Raw genomic sequence first — 21,277 nt, forward strand, 5'->3', positions numbered from 1 at the left:
CACGATCTTCGGATGTCATCACAAACACTGATGATCACGCGGTGGCCGTACCCATGCCACCACAACCAGCGAGATCACGAACGGTCACTGGAGTACTAGCCGGGTCCGTGACGGGCCGGGGCGTCGCTCGCCGTCCACAGGCGGCGAGGTCGTCCACAGGTGGCGAGGTCGTCCACAGGTGGCGAGGTCGTCCACAAGGGAGGCCGTTCTCCTTCGAGGGGCGTGGGGGCCTCATAGAATGACGCGATGACCTCCCTGGTGGACGATGGCCTCCAAGAACCCGACGCGTTGCGGGTGCTCGGCCGCGTGTTCGGCTACGCGTCCTTCCGCGAGGGCCAGCAGGAGATCATCGATCACGTCGTCGCCGGCAACGACGCCCTGGTGCTCATGCCGACCGGCGGCGGAAAGTCACTGTGCTATCAAATCCCCGCGCTCGTCCGGCAGGGCGTCGGCATCGTCGTCTCGCCGCTGATCGCCCTCATGCAAGACCAGGTCCACGCCCTCACGGCGCTCGGCGTCCGGGCGGGGTTCCTCAACTCCACGCAGGACGCCGACGAGCGCCGGCAGGTCGAGACCGCCTTCCTCGCCGGCGAGCTCGACCTGCTCTACCTCGCCCCCGAGCGGTTGCGGGTCGACTCCACGCTGCGGCTGCTCGACCGCGGCGCCATCTCGCTGTTCGCCATCGACGAGGCCCACTGCGTCGCCCAGTGGGGGCACGACTTCCGGCCCGACTACCTCGCGCTGTCCATGCTGCACGAGCGCTGGCCCGACGTGCCGCGCATCGCCCTCACCGCGACCGCCACCCCGGCCACGCACGCCGAGATCGCCGCGCGGCTCAACCTGCGCGACGCCCGCCACTTCGTGGCCAGTTTCGACCGGCCCAACATCCAGTACCGCATCGTCCCCAAGAGCGACCCCAAGCGGCAGCTCCTGCAGTTCCTGCGCACCGAGCACCCCGGCGACGCCGGCATCGTCTACTGCCTGTCGCGGGCCTCGGTCGAGAAGACCGCCGAGTTCCTGGTCGCCAACGGCATCGCCGCCCTGCCCTACCACGCCGGGCTCGACGCGCGCACCCGCGCCGGCAACCAGTCGCGCTTCCTGCGCGAGGACGGCCTGGTCATGGTCGCCACCATCGCCTTCGGCATGGGCATCGACAAGCCCGACGTGCGGTTCGTCGCCCATCTCGACCTGCCCAAGTCCGTCGAGGGCTACTACCAGGAGACCGGCCGCGCCGGGCGTGACGGCCTGCCCTCCACCGCCTGGCTCGCCTACGGCCTCCAGGACGTCGTCCAGCAGCGCAAGATGATCGACACCTCCGAGGGGGACGACGCCCACCGCCGCCGCCTCGCCGCGCACCTCGACGCCATGCTCGCGCTGTGCGAGACGGTGGAGTGCCGCCGCACCCGCCTGCTCGACTACTTCGGCCAGCAGAGCGCCGCCCCCTGCGGCAACTGCGACACCTGCCTGACCCCGCCCGAGTCCTGGGACGGCACCATCGCCGCCCAGAAGCTCCTGTCCACCGTCGTGCGCCTCGCCCGCGAGCGCCGCCAGAAGTTCGGCGCCGGCCAGATCATCGACATCCTGCTCGGCCGCATGACCCCCAAGGTCGTCCAGCACGGGCACGATTCGCTCACCGTGTTCGGCGTCGGCACCGAGCTGGGCGAGGCCGAGTGGCGGGCCGTGGTGCGTCAGTTGCTCGCCCAGGGTCTTCTGGCGGTCGAAGGCGACTACGGCACCCTCGTGCTGACCGATGAGAGCGGCGAGGTGCTGGGCCGCCGCCGCCAGGTGCCGATGCGCCGCGATCCCGAACGCCCCGCCCGCGCCGCGGCGAAGGCCGCCAAGACCGCCAAGGGCGCCCCCGCCGAGCTGCCCGAGGAGGCCGTGCCCGTCTTCGAGCGGCTGCGCGCCTGGCGCGCGGCCACCGCGAAGGAGCAGGGCGTGCCCGCCTACGTCATCTTCCACGACGCGACACTGCGCGAGATCGCGACCCTGATGCCGTCGTCCCTGGACGAGCTCGGCAAGGTGAGCGGCGTAGGCGAGAACAAACTGGCCAAGTACGGCGAGGCCATCCTGGAAACCCTCAGCGCTTAGCCCGGTGTCCACACCCCTGCACCGGGTGCTTGCCCATCTGGGCCAGGGCCGCTGGGGAGGCCGCCCTGGCCGGGTGGGTCAGACGATCTTGGTCCAGCTGTGGCCGATGAGGTTGTCCCTGGTCACCTCGTCGAGGTAGTCGCGCACGCTGCCGCCGCCGAGGCTGACCGGCGCCCAGTAGTGCCCCGCCCGGTACTTGCCGCGGTAACTCGACCTGATCCAGACATTGAACGACATGGTGATCTTGCTGTGGTTGAGCGAGCGCACCACGCAGTAGATGCTGTAGTTGCCGGCCGCGTTGCGCTTCTGCGTGCCACAGGAGGCGCCGCGCGGCTTTGTCACGAAACGCACCTTGGATACGATGCCGCGCGGCAGGTCGGTGGCGAGGACCAGCCGTTCGTCGTCAATTTCATTCGGATTCGTAACCTTGAAGGTATAGCGAGCGGGCCATCCCCTTCGTATCGCCTTGGGATACGACACCGTCACACGCGACCTGAGCTGCGCGGCCGTCTCCGTGGTCGTCCGTGCGGCCGACGACGCGGTGGACGCGGTGGACGCGGTGGTGGCGGCCTGGGCGCTTTGCGGCGCCAGCAGGAAAAGCCCGCTGGTAAAGGCGACGGGCACGAGAAGTTTGCGCATGAATGCTACTCCAGGAGGGACGCCGAAACGCTATGCACGGTGTATAACGAGCATAAGTTGCGGAGGTTCCCGGAACACCACATTTTTTTCGCACTCCGGATTCGGCCTGGTGAAGGCCGTCCGGCCGCTGAACGACCCGGTGAAGGCCGCCGCCCGCCGCCCGCCGACGGGCGGCGGGGTCACGGACGGTCGGAGGACGATCGTCCCGCCTCGACCGGTGCGGCGGTGCTCCGCGCCCAGGGCAGCGCGGGCAGGCCGTGCCGGGTGCGCAGGAACATCCAGAACAACGGCGCGGCGACCAGGACGCCGACGAGCACCCAGACGGTGGCCGAGGTCGAGACGTCGAACATCTTCAGCGCCGAGGCGAGCAGCACGAATGCCAGCGCGCGGCGGATCAGCCCGCCAGGGGCCCGGGAGGAGATGCGCGAGCCGATGTACACCCCGGGGATCGACCCGGCCAGCAGCGCGACCGTGACCGAGAGTTTGAAGTCACCGAACAGCAGGTGACCGAGCGCCGCCGACATGACCAGGGGCACCGCCTGCACCAGGTCGGTGCCCACGAGCTGGTTGGCCTTCAGCATCGGGTAGACCGCGAGCAGCGCCACGATGATCAGCGAGCCGGAGCCGACCGAGGTCATCCCGACCACCAGCCCGCCGATGACGCCGATCACGACGGTGGGCAGGGGACGCACCGGGACGGCCGGGGGCGGCGCGGTCGCGGCCGGCTCGCCCGGTTGGGCGGTGCGCCTGCCGGTGGCCGGGGTGCGGCGCTCGGCCCGGTCCCGCATCGCGAGGTAGCCCCGCACGGCCAGGCCGGCCGCGGCGATCAGCAGCGCGCCGCCCAGCGCCTTCTGGATCACGGCCTGGACGTCTTCGCCGTCGCCGAGCGCCTTGGCGATCAGCACGCCGCCGAACGCCGCAGGGACCGAGCCCACGCACAACCAGCCCACCAGCCTGAGGTGGACGGTCCCTCTGCGCAGATGGACCAGACTGCCGACCGGCTTCATCACCGCCGCCGCCACCAGGTCGCTGGAGACGGCCGCCAGCGGCGGGACCCCGAAGAACGTCACGAGCATGGGCGTCATGAGCGCGCCGCCGCCCATGCCGGTAAGGCCGACGACGATGGCGACCAGGAACGAGCCGATTGCCATGGTGAAGTCGAAGTCCACCCGGATACCCTACCAAATCCATCGGAATATGGCCTTATGTCAGAAGGCGATGTGCGCGGTCCGATGTTGAAAGGTGATGCGCCCGGCCCGGTCCCGGGCCGGGCGCATCCTGCCGCCGGCGGGCTGGGTGGACCAGCGGACGCAGCCGGTGAGTTCGGGCTGGTCCGGTGTGGTGGTGCGCGCGCCGAAGAACACGCACGCGTGAAGGGGCGGACGCCCAGGGTCAGAGGCCCGGAGCAGACGCCCGGGGTCAGGCGCCGACGGTGCCGTCGATGCCTTCGCGGAGGAAGTCGGCGTGGCCGTTGTGCCGGGCGTACTCTCCGAACACGTGCAGCATCACCATGCGCAGTGACACCTCCTCATCCCACCTGGCCTGGTAGCCGGTCACCTCCAGCGACGCGGCCGCCCGCTCGATGCGGCGCGCGTGCTCCACCTCGGCGCGCCAGGCCGCGAAGGACTCCGCCCCGGTGGCGGCGCTCGCGTCGTAGGCCACCTGGTAGTCGCCCTCGTCCGACCAGACCAGTGGGATGTCCTCGCCGTTGATCACCCGGCGGAACCACGTGCGCTCCACCTCGGCCATGTGCCGCACGAGGCCGAGCAGCGACAGCGTGGAGGGCGGCATCGACAGGCGCCGCATCTGCTCGTCGGACAGGCCGTCGCACTTCATGGCGAGGGTCGCGCGCTGGTAGTCGAGGAAGCCGCGCAACATGTCGCGCTCGTCCGCGATCACGGGCGGGGGGATTCGTTCTGTGGTCAATGGTGGTGATTCCTTCTGGTGTCAGCGGTCAGAGCGAAGCATATGCCGTGATCGATCTCGTCCCGCCGCTGACGCGGGTGGGTACGGAGCCCGCCGCCCGCCTGCCTCGCCGGACGTGAGCGGCTATTCGGCGCGGCGGGCGCGGGCGCGGCGTTTGCCCTCGTGCATGGCCTGGACGCGGGCGACCGGGATCGTGTGCCCCTGCGCGATGAGGTCGTCGGGCAGCCGTTGCGGCGGTGGCATCATCTCGGCCCAGGGGTCACGGTCGCCGAGCAGCCGTGCGGCGGTGTGGACGGTGAAGTCGGCCGGCGAGACGCGGGACAGGTCGTCCCACGCCACGGGGAACGAGACCGGCACGCCCGGTCGCACCCGCGGGCTGTAGGCGGCCACCACCGTCGCCCCGCCGGCCCGGGTCGAGTCGACGAACACCTTGCCCTCGCGGTCCTCCCGGATGAACGCCGTCGTGGCCAGCGCCGGGTCGACGCGCTCGGCCCACGCGGCCAGGGCGCGGGTCGCGGCGGCCAGGTCCTCCATCGCGATGCCCTCCGCCACCGGGACGAAGATGTGCAGGCCCTTGGCCCCGCTCGTCTTCACCGCGCCCGCCAGCCCGGCGTCGTCGAGGGCCTGCCGGACCAGCCGGGCGGCCTGGACGGCCAGCGGGAACGCGTTCTCCTCCGGCGGGTCCAGGTCGAGGACGAGGTGGGTGGCGTGGTCGCCGCGCACCAGTGCCGGGTGGTACTCCACCGCCCGCTGGTTGGCGAACCACAGCAACGTCCGGCGGTCGTCGCACAGCGCGTAGGACACCTGCCGCTGCGAGGCCTCCGCCCACACCGAGACGGTGCGCACCCACGAAGGGGTGTACTTGGGGACGTTCTTCTGCATGAACGGCGGCTGCCCCGGCCGCACGCGGACCACCGACAGCGCCCGCTCGCGCAGCACCGGGAGGATGCGCTCGCGCACCCCGTCGAGATAGTCGACCAGGTCGCGCTTGGTGGCGTCCGCGCCGTCGAACAGCGGCCGATCGAGGTTGGTCAGCGACACCCCGTCGCGCGTCGTCTCATCGCCGGTCATCCGCCCCACGATGCCGGTGCGCGCGCACCGGGTCAACAACGGGATGGTCAGGTCTCGTCGCGGGAGGCGAACCACTCGACCCATCGGCGCTGCCAGGGGGTCTCGACGGCGCGGGGGTGATGGTGCTCGCGCGCCCACGCGACGGCCTCGCCGGGGGACAGCCCCGCGAGCGTGCCGAGGCAGGCGATGACGGTGCCGGTGCGGCCGACGCCGCCGCCGCAGGCGACCTCCACGGGCGACCCGGAGAGGGCGTGCGCGTGCAGGCGGATGATGGAACGGGCGGCCGCGTGCCGGTCGGCCGGCAGCAGGAAGTCCGGCCAGCGGACCCATTCGTGCGGCCAGGCGAGCGCGTCCTCATGGCGGCGCTGCAGGCGCGCCGAGCCGAGGTAGAGCCCGAAGCAGGGCGCCGGCCCGCCGGGCAGGGGACGGCGCAGGCCGCGACCGCGAACCCAGATCTCGTCGGGCATTTGGATCGCACCGGAGAGCGTTTCCGCCATACGAAGATTGTCGCGCATCGCCGGACCCCGTCGGCCCGTCCCGCCCGGCGGCGGCTTGTCCGGCCGGGGTCCGTCGTGAGCGGTCCACCGTCGTGCCGCCGCCGCACTGGGCGTCGCGCCGTGGGTCCAGCGGGGTTCCCCGGGGAAGGTCAGGCGGGCCGGGTCAGCAGGGTGCCGAAGACGAGGGTGAAGAAGGAGCCGAAGGCGTGCGGCGACGCGCTGGTGCGGGCGTCGATGAGGGTGCCCTCCCAGGCGTTGACGACGAAACGGGCCGTCGCGGCCGGGTCGAGGTCGCCGCGCACCTCGCCGCCCCGCTGGGCCTCGGAGATGACGTCCGCGACCAGGGTGGTCCAGATCTTCAGGCTGCCTTCGACGCCGGCGCGGAGCACCTCGCTGTGGTCGCCGATCTCGGCGCCGAAGTTGCCGAACATACAGCCGCGCTTGTAGCCGTGGCCGACGGTGTCGTCGCGCAGGAACTCGAAGTGCGCTTTGAGGCGCGCCACGGGCGGGACGGAGGTGTCGGACAGGTCGCGCATGCGGCGGGTCTCGCCGTACCGTTCGAGGGCGATGACGGCCAGCGACTCTTTGCTGTCGAAGTGGTTGTAGAAGGACCCCTTCGGCACGCCGGCGGTGTCGGTGATGTCCTTCACCCCCGCCGCGTTGTAGCCGCGGGTGTGGAACTGGTCGAGTGCCGCCTCGACGATCTCTTCGCGCATGCTCTGCCTGGCCACGGTCATCACCGCCTTAGAGGAACGAATATGGCCGGTCGTCTTCGATCTGTCAAATGGCCGGCGGTCCGGGCCGGAGAAGTCCTGCCGGAAGGTGACGGACGACGTGTGAGCAGGGGATTTACAAGCGGCCGGGATGGCTGCTAGCTTCGGCACCGGCCTCGCCCGCCCCGCCTCGGCGGAGCCCGTCGGCGAGGTGATCTCGGTCTGGGTGCCTCCCAGACCGGATTTTTTTCCGCGGTTCAAGACGACCGGTCACTTTGACCCGCCGATCGCCTGACGAACGCCATCGTCCGAGAGGAACAGAGCATGTCGACCTACCGTGCCGTTCAAGTGTCCGGAGCCGGAACGGGTGACTGGGCCCTGGTCGAGCGAGAGCTGACCGACCCGTCGCCGGGACACGTGCGCCTGCGGGTGGAGGCCTGCGGCGTGTGTCACTCCGACGTCCTGGCGTTCGCGGGCATGATGCGCCCGGACGCCTCCGCGCCCATTGTGCCGGGTCACGAGGTCGTCGGGGTCATCGACGCCGTCGGCGCCGGGGTGAACAGGTGGCGGGTCGGCGACCGCGTCGGCGTCGGCTTCCTGAACGGCCACTGCGGCGAGTGCGACTTCTGCCGCCACGGCGACTTCGTCAACTGCGCCGACCAGCCCCTGACCGGGACCTCCGTGGACGGCGGGTACGCCGAGGTCGCGTACGCCAAGGCGAGCGGGCTCGTGCGCGTCCCCGACGGTATGGCGGCGATCGACGCGGCGCCGCTGCTCTGCGCGGGCATCACCGTCTACCAGGGCCTGCGGCAGGCCGGCGCCCGTCCCGGCGCGCTGGTGGCGATCTTCGGCATCGGCGGTCTCGGGCACCTGGGCATCCAGTACGCCGCCAAGCTCGGCTTCCGGACCGTCGCCATCGCGCGTGGCGCCGAGAAGGGCGAGCTGGCGACGCGGCTGGGCGCACGGCACTACATCGACAGCACCGCCCAGGACCCCGGCGAGGCGCTGCGCGAGCTCGGCGGCGCGGCCGCGATCATCAGCACCGTGGCGCACAGCCAGGCGATGTCGCCCCTGGTCGCCGGCCTGGCGCCCCACGGGCGGCTGGTGGTGCTGGGCGGCGGGACCGACGCGATGTCCGTGCTGCCGGCCGAGCTGTTCCTCGGCCAGCGGTCGATCGTCGGCAGCCTCGTCGGCACCCCGATCCAGAACGAGGAGAACCTCGCCTTCACCCTGGACCACGGCATCCACTCGATGAACGAGGTGCTGCCGCTGTCGGAGGCGCCGAAGGCCTTCGAGCGCATGATGTCCGGCGCGGCCCGGTTCCGCGTCGTGCTCGACACGCGGGCCTGAGCAGGCATGATCCGCCGGTCGGTGCGTCGGGCCGGTGTCTCGTCACGCGGCATGATGGTCGAGGAGGGGACGCGCCGCGATGGTGTGTTGACCCTGACACCGTGTGAGGCCGTAGACCTGGAGCATCATGTTCACCATCGGAGATTTCGCCCGTCTCGGCCGGGTGTCGGTACGGATGCTGCGGCACTATGACGACCTCGGACTGCTCCGCCCCGCGAGGGTCGACCCGGTCACCGGCTACCGCTTCTACAAGGCGGAGCAGCTGCCCCGGCTCAACCGGCTGATCGCGCTGAAGGATCTCGGCCTCAGCCTCCAGCAGGTGGGACGGATCCTCGCGGAGAAGGTCGGCACCGAGGAGCTGCACGGCATGCTGCGGCTGCGCCGCGCGCAGCTGGAGGCCCAGGTGGCCGACGACATGGCGCGGCTGGCCAGGGTCGAGGCGAGGCTCCGACTGATCGAAACGGAGGGTGTCATGCCCGCAGATGTCGTGATCAAGAGTGTGCCCGCGGTCCGTCTCGCCGAGCTGAGCGCCACGGCCGACGGGTTCGAGTCAGACAAGATCGGCTCGGTGATCCAGCAGCTGTACGAGGACCTGTGCAGGCGGGTCGAGGCGGCCGGGCACGTCCTCACCGGCCCGGCGATCGCGTACTACGAGCCGATCGCCGAGGGCGTGCGCGTGCACGCGGGGGTGCAGGCCGACCTCCGGGAGGGCGGGGCCTACGACTTCGACGTCGTCGACCTGCCCGCGGTCGAGCGGGCCGCCACCGTCGTCCACCAGGGCTCCATGGAGCACGTGGACGCCTCCTACCAGCAGCTGGCCCGGTGGATCGAGGACAACGGCTACCGCGGCTCCGGCGTCGCCCGCGAGGTCTACCTCAAGTACGGCGACGGCGACCCGGCCACGTGGGTGACCGAACTGCAGGAGCCCGTCACCGCTCCGGAGTAGACGCGAGACGGCCCGCGCCGTTCCGCGGCGCGGGCTCGCCGGGGGGCCGGCAGTCATCGCGAAACCGGCCGTCATCGCGAGGCAGGCCGTCATCGCGAGGCACGCGGGAACCGGCCGCCGCGGGCGGGCCCGCGGCGGCCGGAGGTGTCGCCGGTGAGACTCAGCCTCTGCCGTAGCGCTGGTTGAAGCGCTCGACCCGGCCCGCGGTGTCCATGATGCGGCCGCGGCCGGTGTAGAACGGGTGGCTGGCCGACGAGACGTCGACGTCGACCACCGGATAGGTGGCGCCGTCCGTCCACTGGACGGTCTTGTCGCTGGTCATGGTCGACCGCGTGAGCATGGTGAAGTTCGCGCTCGAATCGCGGAACACGACGGGGCGGTATGCGGGGTGGATGTCCTTCTTCAAGGGGTCATCGCTCCTCTCGGAACACGACGTGCTTGCGGACGATGGGGTCGTACTTGCTCAGCGTCAGCCGGTCGGGGTCGTTGCGACGGTTCTTGCGCGTCGCGTAGGTGTAACCGGTGCCCGCGGTCGACCTGAGCTTCACCACGGGGCGGAGGTCGTTTCTGGCCATCGCCGGGATCCTTTCCTCGAAGGACCGCGCCGTCTCCGTCGGGGACCGCGCCGTCACGATCGTTGAAAACCATTGCCAATAGCCAGGTATTCCCGCCCGCGTTTCGATCTGCGTCCAGGGCCGCACCCGCCCGCCGGGCGAGGTCAGGGCCGGGCGTCGGCCAGCGCCGCGCGGAGCGTCGCGACGTCGGCCTTCACTCCCGGCGACTGCCAGAAGTTCTCGGCGTCCCCCGCGTAGATGAAGCCGTAGGCGGGGGTGCCCGGCTGGAAACGCCACCCGTCCGCCAGCTTTCCGACGTCGACGGTGTCGTAGCCGATGCGGTCGAGGTACTCCGTCGTCTCGCTCTTGGCCCCGGCGTCGTCGCCCGCGATCGGCATGGCGCTGCGGTCGGGCGCGCCGGCGGGCCGGGCCAGCGCCAGCAGGTGCTGGTAGAAGATGTTGTTGAACACCTTGACCACCTTGGACTCCGGCAGGTGCTGCTGCAGCAGCTCGCTGGAGGTGGTCGACTTCTCGTCCAGTTCGGGGAAGACCCCGTCCCGCTGGGTGTAGTAGTTGTTGGTGTCGAGGACGGTCTTGCCGGTCAGCGGTTCCGCCGGAACGGCCCGATAGGCTCGCAGCGGGATGCTCACCACCACCAGGTCCCCGGCGGCCGCGGCCCCGGCGGAGGTCGCCGCGCGCGCCTTCGGCCCGAGTTCGTCGACCAGGTCCTTCAACGTCTCGGGCGCGCGCGAGTTGCTGAGCACCACGTCGTACCCCGCGGCCACAGAGAGACGGGCGAGTGTGCCGCCGATGTGACCGCTGCCGATTAATCCGATAGTCGTCATGTGCGACCTCAACCCGCGCCCTCCGCCGGGCATTCCTCGCCGCCGACCGCAATTTCGCGCGTCGATCGGAGGGGTCAGGCGCGGGTCCACTTCTGGTTGGACGCGCCGGTGCAGTCCCACAGCTGGAGTCGTGCGCCGTTGGCGGTGTTGCGGTCGACTATGTCCACGCATCTGTTGGCGGCCGGGTTGACCAGGTCGCCGGCCGAGTTGAGCGTGAAGCGCTGGGCGGCGGTGCCATTGCACGTGTAGAGCTGGATCCGCGTGCCGTTGGCGGTCCCGGCCGCCGCCGCGTCCATGCACTTGCCCATCGCGCGCATCGTGCCGTCGCCGTTGGCGGACCACTGCTGGGCGGCGGTGCCGTTGCAGTCGTAGGTCTGCAGCGCGGCGGCGTCGACCGGGTTGGCGCCGGGGATGTCGATGCAGCGCCCGTTCAGGGCCGACTTGAGCGCGCCGCCGGTGCCGGACCCGTCGCCGGTCCACGCGGAGACGCGGACGTAGTCGATCAGCATCGTCTGCGGGAACGTGGTGGAGCCGTCGGGGTTGCCCGGCCAGTAACCGCCCACCGCCACGTTCAGGATCATGAAGAACGGGTGGTCGAAGACCCACCGGTTGCCGCCGATGGCGGCAGGGGTGACGCGGAAGTACTCGGCGCCGTCCAGGTACCAGACGATGAGGTTGGGCGACCAGTCGACCCGGTAGTCGTGAAAGGCGTCGCCGAGCGGCGAGCCGATGGTGCGGCCGCCTCCCACGCCTCCGCTGCCGGAGTAGCCGGGGCCGTGCACGGTGCCGTGCACCGTGTTCGGCTCCTTGCCGATGTTCTCCATGATGTCGATCTCGCCGTTGTTCGGCCAGTCGCCGCCGCCGAGCATCCAGAACGCGGGCCAGATGCCCTGCCCCTTGGGGATCTTGATGCTCGCCTCGAACCGGCCGTACGCCTGAGTGAACCTGTCCGCCGTCAGGATGCGGCCGGAGGTGTACTGGCAGGTGCCGTAGTGGCACTGCAGGTTGGACGGGTTCTCCCTGCGGGCCGTGATCGCGAGGTGGCCCTGCCCGTCGTGGTACACGTTGCGGGTCGAGTTGGTGTAGTACTGCAGCTCGTTGTTGCCCCAGCCGCCCCCGCCGGTGTCGAACTTCCACCTGCCGCCGTCGATGGGCGTTCCCGAGGCGGCGTTGAACTCGTCCGACCAGGTGACGGGGCCGATGGCGGCTTCGGCGCGATCGTCGCTCGTGGCGGCGACCAGGCCGCCGGTCAGCGTGACGATCACGGCGGCGGCCGTGAGGAGGAGCCGGGGTTTGCGCATGGAGACCTCCGGGGGGTGCGGTCCTGGCCGGGCACGGCTTCCGGCCGCACGCCCTCACGATGTGCGGGGGCGCACACCGGCGGGTCATCCGCCGCCGGAAGTTTTCTCACCAGCCGAGTCAACCGGATACAACACCCGGGTCATGCGCCTGTCAATAGGAAGGTTTCCTTTTGATTATCGGCCGTCACGTCGTACGGGTCCTCGCGGACCGCGCGACGGCGGGCCGCACCGCCCCGCCTCGGGCCGCGCCGGCCTCCGGCCGGCCGGTGCGGCCCCCACGGGTGCGCCGCAGTGCTCTCAGAGTTTGTACAGCTTGTTGAACGGGGTGGTGATGCGTTCCTGGCGTGATCCGAAGTCGACGATCACGGCGATCTCGTCTTCCACCGCGATGACGACGCCAAGGCCGTAGCGGTCGTGGGTCACCCGGTCGTCCACGCTGAACCGCTCGGTGGGCGGGGCGGGAGGCGGGGGCTTGAAGGGACTTGTGGGCAGGTGACGACGGGGTGCGCCGCTGGCTTGGTTCATCCCCTCCAGTATGTGCCGCCTGGGGGAACACTCGCGACCGAGGTCGACAAACCAACCCAAAGGATCATGCTTCATTTCCGTCCGGCAGGTGCAACCCGGGACGAGACCGGTAGCTGACAAGGACCAGCACTGGAGGAACCATGGAACTGACGGCCGGCACCACCATCCGCAAGCCGGCGTCGGACGTGTACGCGTTCTGGCGTCTCCTTGCGAAGGTCGCAGGTCAAGGCACGTGAACGCCCCGATCGTCCGCAGTCGTTCCTGAGGTGGCCGGGCTGGAGCCGACGGTGTCGCGTTCGCCGGTCACGCGTACGACGGCGGTGACCGCCGCGAAGAGCACCAGCAGCGTGGCGATCGCGGGCCATGGCGGCTCCAGCACGACGTCCGGCGTGGCGGTGCCGCCCTGCCAGGCGCGTACGGCCCAAGGCATGGCGGCGTAGCAGAGCCCCAGACCCAGCGCCAGCCCCAGCCCCATGCCGCCGGCGGTGCGCCACCAGGCCCGCCGGCGGCCCGTGGCGGCGGCGAGCAGGAGGCCGAGGGCCGTCATCAGTGCCAGGCCGAGCGCTTCGGGCAGCAGGCCGGCCGGCGTGGCCCTGAAGGCGAGCGGGTCGATCAGCGTGACGTCCCAGCCGGATGCGGCCACCGCCGTACGGACCCGGTTCTCGTCGGTGGCGGCGAGCCACCAGTCGGTGGCGGGAAGTGGCGGGCGTGCCGCGGCCAGGTTCCACGCCTGCAAGGACGGCAGGTCCACGAGGGCGCCGGCCTGGTCGAGGGGGATGCCGGGCATGCGCTGGACGATCCCGACGAGCTGGACCTGGGCCCGCTGGCGGCCCAGCCCGATGGATCCGGTCGCGCCCGTGGTGAGCTTCGCGGACGCGGCCAGCTCGGCCGTGAGGACGATGGGCAGCGGCCGGTCGGCGGCGGCGCCCACCGGTACGGGCCGCACGACGGCCGCAGCGGTGTTCACCTTGAGCGAGAAGAGCCCCGCGCCGCCGTCGGCCTGTTCCGACCAGCGCTGATCCGCCGGCAGGCTCACCTCCTGGCCGTCGGCGCGCAGGGCGGTCACGGTCAGCGCATGGGGGGAGTCGTCGACCGAGTTGCCCAGGAAACCGCGGATGGAAAGCGGGTAGGCGATCTTCCCGTCCCGGCCGGCCAGGCCGCCGAGGTTCACATCCACCTTCGTGACGCCCGGGTGCAGCGGTGCGACCGGCATGTCGTGCCAGACGCCGAGGGCGTCGGAGATCACCACCCGCAGCCGCGGAGGGTCGGCCGGCGCGTTCACCTCGACGGTGAGCGTACACGGGGCGTTGGGAAGCGGCATGGCGCCGATCTTCGGCCGACCGGCCGCCATCGCGGCCGCCATCCGCGTGACCGTCCGGTCCGACAGATCGGGTCGCAGGCGGAACACCTCGGGGAGGCGGGTGGCGTCGATGCCGAGCAGGGTGCTGTAGCGAAGGTCGACCTCGATCCGATCGCGGTGGCCGGGTACGGCTGCGGTGACCCCCGGAAGAGCGGCGAAGGCGGTGCCGCGGCCGAGGACGTCCGGCGTGCCTCCTGCCGGAGGGCCGGTCAGCCGCAGGTCGGCGCCGGCCTGATGGCCGGCCTGATCCGCCCGCGACGTACGCCAGGTGGCGGCGCCGATGAGCGCGGCCGCGGCCACCGCGGCGGCGAGCGCCACGGAGAGCACCTGGATGCCCGCCCGCCTCGGTACCTCGGCGAGCAGCAGCACGGCCGCGAGCAGCGCCATGGAGATCGCCGCCAGGAGCGCCACCGCGTCGAAGGCGGCGGGCGGCCTCAGTCCCGAGGCCGGCCACCACGGAACCGCGCCTGCCAGGGAGAGCAGGAGGCGGGCGGCGAAGGGCGCGGCGATCGCGCAGCCCGCGGCCACCGCCGCCGTGCCCGGAGACCAGCCCGTCCCCTTGGGCCGAGGCAGGAGCAGCAGCGTCAGAGCCAGGACCGCCGCCAGGCCCAGGACCGTCCAGCGGGCCGCCGACGCGGCGGCCTCCAGTCGCGCCAGCGTCGCGGGCAGGGCGCTGAGAGGCGAGCATCGGGGGCACCCGTTCGCCTTGAAGCGCTCTCCCAGGTCCCCCAGCCGGGCGACCGCCTCACGCATCCGCTCGACCGGCATGCCGCGCAGGTCCGGCGTGACGGTCCAGGTGGCGTTGACCGTCGTCGCGAAATGGTCGAGGAAGGTGGCCTGATCCACCATGAGCGGGCCGTAGGTCGTGTAGCCGTCCCGCTCGACGCCACGACCGAACATCAGGTCGCCGGCCCAGCGCGGGCCGAGCGGGTCGTCCGGCACGAAAACTCCGGTGATCTTGACCTGCACCGGTTCGCCGTCGATGCGGCCGATCGTGGTGAACGCCTTCCCGACCTCAAGACCGCTGTACGAGGCGGCGGCCTGCGAGATCGCCGCTTCGACCGGCTCGGTACGCGACCGCGGCCATGAACCCGAGATCAACCTGGCATGCCGTTGGAACCCGTCGAAACTGTCGAACCTGAGCCGCTCCGGCCGCCGGAACCGTATCTTCTCCTGGCCCGGCATCGTGTAGCCGTCCGAGCGGAGCAAGGTGGTCACTTCGATCGGCGCGCCGCCGAACGCCACGGCCGTCTGCTCCCGCACGACCCGGTCATAAGTGGTGAAGTTCCCCGAGTTGATCACCCCGGCGACCGTGACGCCGACGGCCTGCGGCGGAGCCGTCTCCACGGCCTGGCGCACTCCCGCATCACCCAGGGAGAAGGCGCATATCCCCAGCCCGGCGAACACCGTGGTGACGAGCAGGAACAACACGGCCAGTCTCAACGTGGCCGGCTTGCCCTCGCCGGCGCCCTGTACTCCCATGACCAGCCCTTTTAGTTGCCGATGTCCCCGTGATCATCTCGGCAATCATGCTGAGGGCTTCGAACCGGAGTCAAGCGATTGAGAGGGGCATTGTGTGGGTTTATGTCCGCAATGTCGCAGTGTGATCGGATGGATTTATGGCGTTACCGCCCTTGATGGGGGTTTGGCGGTGCCGTGATCTCCCGCCGGTCGGGCGCCGGCCTCGGCGCGTCGCCGACCTGGTGATCAGGTGTGTTCAGGCGACGCGGCGAGGCCGGCGGTGGTTCAGCGGTGGTTCAGCGGATCTCGTAGGCCCTGGTGATGGTCTCGGTGAAGGTGTTGCCGCCGGTGTCGGCGGCCTTGACGCGCAGGGACGCGAACGTGCCGCGCGCGTCGGCCGGGTGCCGGGTCTCGGCGGACCAGGCGCCTCCGGCCGCAGGATGCACCAGCGTGGGCAGCCAGGTGCGTCCGTCGTCGTAGGAGATCTCCAGGGTGAGCGTGCTCACCTTCAGGTCAGGTGAGCCGGCCTGGCGCTGGACCCGTAGCGGGATGCGCATGTGCCCCACGGCGGCGCGGTTGCGGTCGTCCAGCTCCGGGCTGATCTTGACGGCCATCAGCGGCAGCACCTGCCGCTCACCCTGCTCGGGCGTCTTCGACCGGAACCGCCACTCGGCGCTGACCCGGGTGGACACCTTGGTCATGGCCGCCTCGCGGTCGGCGGTCATGGTGAGCCGGTACTGGCCGGGCTTGTCGTCGGCGGGCACCTCGATGACGCCGGGCAGGTACTCGGTGGCGTCGACCCGCTCGCCGTCCCGGTAGAGCTCGGCCCGCGGGTTGACGTACGAGCCGTAGGAGTAGCGCTCGGGCACGCCGTCCTCGAACAGCCCTCCGGAGAACTGCAGGAGGTTCCCCTCACGCCAGGACCGGTCGCCCTCGGGGCTGAGCGCGGCGGCGAAGACGCCGGTGTTCCAGCGGTCGGTGCTCTTCTGGCCGGCGCGGTACACGGTGGTCCGGCCGAAGAAGAACTGGTCGAGGTTGTCCCAGCCGTCCGGCGGCACCTTGTACTGGACGAAGGACGGGTACCAGCCGGTGTCGCCCGGCGTGTAGTACTCGGTCCGGCGGAACGGGAGCGAGAACTTCGACACCTCGCCGTACGGCATCCACGCCAGCTCCGTCCCGTACAGCGCGGGCAGCGCGAAGCGCTCGCCGAGCTTCCCGTCCTGCTGGGTGGCGTACGTGGAGGTGACCTCCGCGAGGTCGCGGCGGCGCGGACGGTAGCCGGGGTCGGCGGGGATGCGCGGCTCGGCCTTCATCAGGTGGTAGAAGTACGGGCTGTCGTCGTAGCCGCCGTCGCCCTTGGGCTTGGCCCACTGCGTCCACCGGTAGAAGGCGAACTTCTTGCTCGCCGTGCGGGTCGTGGGGATGGCCTTGATGCCTTCGACGCGATCGGCGCCGTACATGCTGCTCAGCTCGACGTCCACGCCGAGGGGCTGGTGGTGGTCGACGAGCTGGAGCATGCCGAGCATGCCCATGGCCAGCCGCGCGGTGGGCTCCTCCGTGCGCACGTCCACCGGCTTGGCCTTGCGGGCGTCGGCGGCGAAGGCGCGGTCGGCGTCGAGCGTGAACTCCGGGTCCGCGGCCATCACCACGGCGCCGTCGTGGTCGGCCATGAGGGTGACGACCGTGTAGCGGTGGCCCTTCTCCAGCCGGAGGTCCAGCGCGCCGCCCGAGATGTCGTAGTTGCGCTGATCTTCGGTGTCGAGGTCGATCACCCCGGCGAACGCGAGCTGAGCGGGCCGCCCGTCCGAGCCGGTGAAGCTCAGCTTGAGCCCGCGCTTCTCCGGCTCCACCCGCATGCCGATGCCGGTGCGGACGGAGACCCCGGCGCCGGTGGCGATGACCGTGCCGCTGAAGATGCCCGTCCCGGCCGGTTCCGCGGTCACCTCGACCTGCGCGGTGCCGTGCGCGGGCACCTCCACCGCGGTGGCGCCGAGCTTGAACGGCGTCACCGTCTCACCCTCGCCGTCCTTGGCCGTCACGCTCAGGTCCAGCCGGACGGCGGCGTCGCCGTCGTTGCGGTAGGTGAGCGTGCGCTCGCCGGGCGCCGGCTGGGGGAGTTCGAGGTCGCCCATGCTCAGCGAGGCGGGCTCGGCCGTGACCTGCTGGGTGACGGCGCGGGCGACGTCCACGCGGCCGGAGCCCTGGACGTAGGCGCCCAGCTCGTCGCCGGGCGCGGTGGAGGCCATCAGCGCGGCCTTGATCTGGCCGGCCTTCCAGTCGGGGTGCAGGCCGGCGACGATCGCCGCCGCTCCCGACACGTGCGGAGTGGCCATCGACGTGCCGCTCATCTGCGTGTAGGAGTCGTCCACCGGGATGCCGGCGTAGGTGTCCGCCGCCCTGCCCGCGACGATGCCGACCCCGGGTGCGATGAGGTCGGGCTTGACCGCGGCGTCGCCGGGACGGGGGCCGGTGCTGCTGAACTGGACGACGGTGTCGGCGTCGGCGAAGGAGGCGCCGACCGAGAGCGCGCTGTCGGCGCTGCTCGGGGAGCCGAGCGTCTGCGGGCCGTCGTTGCCGGAGGCGATGACGAACAGCGTGCCGTACTCCTCCGACAGGGTGTTGACGGCCTGCTCCACGGGGTCGACTCCGGGGGAGTCGGGCTCGCCGAGGCTGAGGTTGGCGACGCGGGCGCCGTTCTGGGCCGCCCAGGTCATGCCCTCGATGATGGAGGAGTCCGAGCAGGATCCGCCCTGGTCGCAGATCTTGCCGATCATGAGCTTCGCGCCGGGGGCGACGCCCTTGTACCTGCCGTCCGAGGCGGCGCCGGATCCGGCGATCGTGGTGGCGACGTGGGTGCCGTGGCCGTGGAGATCGCGGACGTCGGGCTCGGCGGTGAAGTTCTGCGTCTTGGTGACCAGGCCCGCGAGGTCGGGGTGGCCGGGGTCGTAGCCGGTGTCGAGCACCGCGACGCTGACGTCCTGGCCGGTGTGGCCGGCCTGCCACGCCTGCGGCGCGCCGATGTGCGGGACGCTGACGTCCAGGGACAGCTTGGCCTTGCCGTCCAGCCAGATCTTCTCGGGCGTGGACGCCGTCCTGGCCCCCGCCTGCGCGGTCAGGGACTTCCAGAGCGTGCCCGCGGCGGCGCGCGGCTCGCTCTGCGCGATGCCGTTGATCGCGGGCAGCGGGCGCCCGCCCGCGACGCGCAGCGTGGCGGGGTCGGCGGCGTAGGTCACGATCAGCGGCAGCGCGGGGCTGGCGGCGTCGTCGTAGCCGAGCGCGGCGAGCCGGTCGACGTTGAACAGCCGGGGGTCCAGGGTGCCCGCGGCCAGCAGGGGCGCCGCGTCCATGGGGACGATGCTGAGCCCGTCCTTGCCCCTGCGGTGGACGAAGGTCACCTTCTCGCGTCCGGGGCCCGGCTTGACGTCGAGCTGGGTCTGCTTGTTCGGGAGCGGGCGAAGGGCGACCTTGTCGCCGGTGATGAGCGTGATCGTCTTGGCCGGGGCGGCCTTGGCGGCGGCCTGGGCCGTCCGGGGGGAGGTGGGGGCGGGGGTGGGGGTCGCCTGAGCCGGCGTGGCGGCCGCCATCAGGGCCGTTACCACAACGCCGAAAAGGACGGTTTTCTGTAGCACGACCCGATTTCTAACTGTTTGTGAACTTTGACGACAAGGTGATCGCGTGACCTATTGCGGCAGTTGCCGGAACCGGCCAAGATCGTGGACATGCAGGAGGACGGCCCGGCGCTGGAAGTCGTGGGCATCAGCGCGTTCGAAGAACGGGTCTACCGGGCGGTGCTGGCCTCTCCCGGCATCACCGTGCAGGAGCTGGTCATGCGAAGCGGGGAGAGCCCCGGCCGCATCCAGTCCTCGCTGAGCAGGCTCCGCGCCAAGGGCATGGTCAGCCGCCTGTGGGGGCGCTCGCCCCGCTGGACGGCGACGAACCCGGGCATCGCGATCCGCAAGCTGGTGCGCGGCCTGCAGAGCGAGCTCGACCGGCTCACCGACACGGCCGACGCGCTGGAGGCCGCCTTCCGCACCGTCGGCCAGGATCCGGAGGGCGCCGGCCAGTTCGAGGTCCTCGCCGGGTCAGAGGAGCTCGCCCGGTGGTACGCCCGGCTGCAGCAGGAGGCCGCTGAGGAGGTGCTGACCTTCGACCGGCCGCCGTACGTGCTGGACTTCCGCAACCCGCTGCAGGGCGAACGCCTCCGCGACGGCGTCCGCTACCGGACCATCTACGCGCCTGAGGCGTTCCAGCACGCCGGAGCGCTCGACGAGCTGGACAACCAGCTCAGCGCGGGCGAGGCGGCGCGGGTGCTGCCCGGCCTGCCGTTCAAGATGGTGCTCGTCGACCGGCGACGGGCGATCATGCCCCTGCACCTGGACCCGCCGCTGACCCGCAGCGTGCTGATCAGAGGGTCGACCATGGTGGTGGCCCTGGTGGAGCTGTTCGAGCGCCTGTGGCGGGAGTCGATCCCGATGTACCCGCGGCCCGCGTCCCGTGACGGCGCCGCCGAGCCGGCCGGCGGCCCCGGCGCGGGCGAGGAACCGGAGGAGGCGGAGCTCAGCCTGGAGGACCGCCGCCTGCTGGCGCTGCTGTCGGCCGGGCTCAAGGACGACGCCATCGCCCGCCAGCTCGGCACCAGCCCGCGCAGCCTCCGCCGCCGCCTGCGCCACCTGTTCGACGAGCTGAACGCCGAGACCCGCTTCCAGGCCGGCGCCCATGCCGGCCGCCGAGGCCTCGTGTGACCCGCTCCCGCAACGGTGGCGCCGCGCCGCACGCGGACGGCGGTCGCGCTGGGTAGTGTCGGGGAACCTGGCGAAGGGCTGGTGACGCTTGTGGCCGACTCCGATGAGCGGAACCATCGGTTACGCGCGTACTGGGACCGCCAGGCCGTCACCTACGACCGGCAGATGGCGTTCGCCGAGCGCCGTCTCTTCGGCGACACCCGCGAGTGGCTCTGCGGGCAGGCCTCCGGCGAGGTGCTGGAGGTGGCGATCGGCACCGGCCTCAACCTCGGGCACTACCCGGACGGGGTGCGGCTGACCGGCGTCGAGTGGAGCGAGGAGATGCTCGCGGTGGCCAGGCGCCGCGCCGCGACGCTGGGCGTGCCGGTCGACCTGCGGCCGGCCGACGCGCAGGCGCTGCCCTTTCCCGACGCGAGCTTCGACACGGTGGTCTGCACGTTCGCGCTCTGCGCGATCCCCGACGAGTCGCGGGCGCTCACCGAGATGGGACGCGTGCTGCGGCCGGGCGGCCTGCTGCTGCTGGCCGACCACGTCGCCTCGTCGTCCTGGCCGATCCGGGTGCTGCAGGCGGCGGCCGACCTGGTGAGCGTCCCGTTGCAGGGAGAGCACTTCCGCCGCCGCCCGCTGCCGCTGGTCAGCGCCATGGGGTTCGCCGTCGAGCGGCACGACCGGTTCAAACTCGGCATGATCGAGCGCTTCGCCGCCCGCAGGCCCGCCGCCTGACCAACGGCGGGATCCGCCGGCGTCAACGCGTCAGCAGTCGCAGATGAAGCCGTAAATGCCCCAGGCGCCGTTGATGGTCAGCTGGTACTTGTTCCCGTACAGGCCGTAAATGCCGTGACGGAAGTTGGTGTTCGGCGACACCTTCCCCGACCCGACGCGAACGCCCGTCTCCCGGTCCCACACTTCCCAGTTGGCGATGGAGCTGCCGGTGTCAATGCCGATCCACACGCGGTCGAGCTGGTGGTTGGCCGGCGTGTAACCGCTGGCGCACTTACCCGTCCACAGGTCGGGGCGGCAGGTGTTGTAGACCTGGGCGCTGGCGGGCTGGGTGGTCGCGACGACGGCGACCGCCGCGGCGACCAGCGCGAGAAAGGCCATGGCGACTCGGCGCACGATTCCTCCGGGGGGTGAGGTCAACTCCGAAACGCCGTAAGTCTTACACCGCGGCATCCTTGCGTACAGCCTTTCGGCACGGGTTCGAATACCCATATCGGTCCGGCGAGACCCGGCGATGCCGCCGCCGCCGTACGGCA

At 71.3% G+C, this 21,277-nt stretch carries 19 protein-coding genes; 5 read left to right on the top strand and 14 right to left on the bottom strand.

Annotated elements, in window-relative coordinates; all coding sequences use genetic code 11:
- Nucleotides 1-246: 246 nt before the first annotated feature.
- Nucleotides 247-2,091, top strand: coding sequence for a DNA helicase RecQ (recQ, locus tag ACZ6QO_RS31570; protein WP_465856039.1), 1,845 nt, complete (start codon nucleotides 247-249; stop codon nucleotides 2,089-2,091).
- A 78-nt stretch (nucleotides 2,092-2,169) separates the two neighbouring features.
- On the opposite strand, the gene ACZ6QO_RS31575 is transcribed toward recQ, so the two are convergent.
- The 6 genes from ACZ6QO_RS31575 to ACZ6QO_RS31600 all read right to left on the bottom strand — a co-directional run bounded on the left by ACZ6QO_RS31575 (nucleotide 2,170) and on the right by ACZ6QO_RS31600 (nucleotide 6,961).
- Nucleotides 2,170-2,730, bottom strand: a complete 561-nt coding sequence (locus tag ACZ6QO_RS31575; RefSeq protein WP_465856041.1) for a hypothetical protein — start codon at nucleotides 2,728-2,730, stop codon at nucleotides 2,170-2,172.
- A 179-nt stretch (nucleotides 2,731-2,909) separates the two neighbouring features.
- Nucleotides 2,910-3,899, bottom strand: a complete 990-nt coding sequence (locus ACZ6QO_RS31580) for a sulfite exporter TauE/SafE family protein (protein ID WP_465856043.1) — start codon at nucleotides 3,897-3,899, stop codon at nucleotides 2,910-2,912.
- Nucleotides 3,900-4,149: 250 nt separating this feature from the next.
- Nucleotides 4,150-4,656 (bottom strand): DinB family protein, encoded by a 507-nt coding sequence (locus ACZ6QO_RS31585; protein WP_465856045.1) that lies wholly within the window; start codon nucleotides 4,654-4,656, stop codon nucleotides 4,150-4,152.
- A 123-nt stretch (nucleotides 4,657-4,779) separates the two neighbouring features.
- Nucleotides 4,780-5,727 (bottom strand): DNA polymerase domain-containing protein, encoded by a 948-nt coding sequence (locus ACZ6QO_RS31590; protein ID WP_465856046.1) that lies wholly within the window; start codon nucleotides 5,725-5,727, stop codon nucleotides 4,780-4,782.
- A gap of 47 nt (nucleotides 5,728-5,774) precedes the next feature.
- Nucleotides 5,775-6,224, bottom strand: a complete 450-nt coding sequence (locus ACZ6QO_RS31595; protein ID WP_465856048.1) for a phosphatase domain-containing protein — start codon at nucleotides 6,222-6,224, stop codon at nucleotides 5,775-5,777.
- 149 nt (nucleotides 6,225-6,373) lie between these two features.
- A complete protein-coding gene (locus tag ACZ6QO_RS31600; protein ID WP_465856050.1) occupies nucleotides 6,374-6,961 on the bottom strand; it encodes a TetR/AcrR family transcriptional regulator in 588 nt (195 codons plus the stop codon).
- A 300-nt stretch (nucleotides 6,962-7,261) separates the two neighbouring features.
- On the opposite strand from ACZ6QO_RS31600, the gene ACZ6QO_RS31605 reads away from it, so the two are divergent.
- Together ACZ6QO_RS31605 and ACZ6QO_RS31610 are read left to right on the top strand one after the other, a co-directional pair.
- On the top strand, nucleotides 7,262-8,287 hold the full coding sequence (locus ACZ6QO_RS31605) for an alcohol dehydrogenase catalytic domain-containing protein (protein ID WP_465856052.1): 1,026 nt from the start codon (nucleotides 7,262-7,264) through the stop codon (nucleotides 8,285-8,287).
- 127 nt (nucleotides 8,288-8,414) lie between these two features.
- Complete coding sequence (locus tag ACZ6QO_RS31610) at nucleotides 8,415-9,233, top strand: MerR family transcriptional regulator (RefSeq protein WP_465856054.1); 819 nt, start codon at nucleotides 8,415-8,417, stop codon at nucleotides 9,231-9,233.
- 160 nt (nucleotides 9,234-9,393) lie between these two features.
- Here ACZ6QO_RS31610 and ACZ6QO_RS31615 read toward each other — a convergent pair whose 3' ends face one another.
- From ACZ6QO_RS31615 to ACZ6QO_RS31645, 7 genes are all read right to left on the bottom strand, one after another.
- Nucleotides 9,394-9,639, bottom strand: a complete 246-nt coding sequence (locus ACZ6QO_RS31615; protein ID WP_465856056.1) for a type B 50S ribosomal protein L31 — start codon at nucleotides 9,637-9,639, stop codon at nucleotides 9,394-9,396.
- Nucleotides 9,640-9,643: 4 nt separating this feature from the next.
- Nucleotides 9,644-9,808 carry a 50S ribosomal protein L33 gene (gene rpmG, locus ACZ6QO_RS31620; RefSeq protein ID WP_465856058.1) on the bottom strand — a complete coding sequence of 55 codons (165 nt, stop codon included), beginning with the start codon at nucleotides 9,806-9,808 and terminating at the stop codon, nucleotides 9,644-9,646.
- 143 nt (nucleotides 9,809-9,951) lie between these two features.
- Nucleotides 9,952-10,632: an NADPH-dependent F420 reductase gene (locus tag ACZ6QO_RS31625; protein ID WP_465856060.1), complete on the bottom strand. Its 681-nt coding sequence runs from the start codon at nucleotides 10,630-10,632 to the stop codon at nucleotides 9,952-9,954.
- Nucleotides 10,633-10,706: 74 nt separating this feature from the next.
- Nucleotides 10,707-11,933 carry a family 16 glycosylhydrolase gene (locus ACZ6QO_RS31630; protein WP_465856062.1) on the bottom strand — a complete coding sequence of 409 codons (1,227 nt, stop codon included), beginning with the start codon at nucleotides 11,931-11,933 and terminating at the stop codon, nucleotides 10,707-10,709.
- Between the two features lie 297 nt (nucleotides 11,934-12,230).
- Nucleotides 12,231-12,458, bottom strand: coding sequence for a hypothetical protein (locus ACZ6QO_RS31635; protein WP_465856064.1), 228 nt, complete (start codon nucleotides 12,456-12,458; stop codon nucleotides 12,231-12,233).
- A 223-nt stretch (nucleotides 12,459-12,681) separates the two neighbouring features.
- Nucleotides 12,682-15,300: a hypothetical protein gene (locus tag ACZ6QO_RS31640; protein WP_465856066.1), complete on the bottom strand. Its 2,619-nt coding sequence runs from the start codon at nucleotides 15,298-15,300 to the stop codon at nucleotides 12,682-12,684.
- A 275-nt stretch (nucleotides 15,301-15,575) separates the two neighbouring features.
- On the bottom strand, nucleotides 15,576-18,863 hold the full coding sequence (locus ACZ6QO_RS31645) for a S8 family serine peptidase (protein ID WP_465856068.1): 3,288 nt from the start codon (nucleotides 18,861-18,863) through the stop codon (nucleotides 15,576-15,578).
- A gap of 99 nt (nucleotides 18,864-18,962) precedes the next feature.
- On the opposite strand from ACZ6QO_RS31645, the gene ACZ6QO_RS31650 reads away from it, so the two are divergent.
- On the top strand, nucleotides 18,963-20,021 hold the full coding sequence (locus tag ACZ6QO_RS31650) for a helix-turn-helix domain-containing protein (RefSeq protein ID WP_465856070.1): 1,059 nt from the start codon (nucleotides 18,963-18,965) through the stop codon (nucleotides 20,019-20,021).
- Nucleotides 20,022-20,102: 81 nt separating this feature from the next.
- Nucleotides 20,103-20,744 carry a class I SAM-dependent methyltransferase gene (locus ACZ6QO_RS31655; RefSeq protein WP_465856072.1) on the top strand — a complete coding sequence of 214 codons (642 nt, stop codon included), beginning with the start codon at nucleotides 20,103-20,105 and terminating at the stop codon, nucleotides 20,742-20,744.
- 30 nt (nucleotides 20,745-20,774) lie between these two features.
- Here the strand turns inward: ACZ6QO_RS31655 and ACZ6QO_RS31660 are convergent, their stop codons facing one another.
- The gene (locus ACZ6QO_RS31660) at nucleotides 20,775-21,137 is read right to left on the bottom strand and encodes a hypothetical protein (RefSeq protein ID WP_465856074.1); all 363 of its coding nucleotides are present in this window, start codon (nucleotides 21,135-21,137) and stop codon (nucleotides 20,775-20,777) included.
- Nucleotides 21,138-21,277: the final 140 nt, after the last annotated feature.

This window comes from Sphaerisporangium sp. NPDC049457, assembly GCF_055586705.1.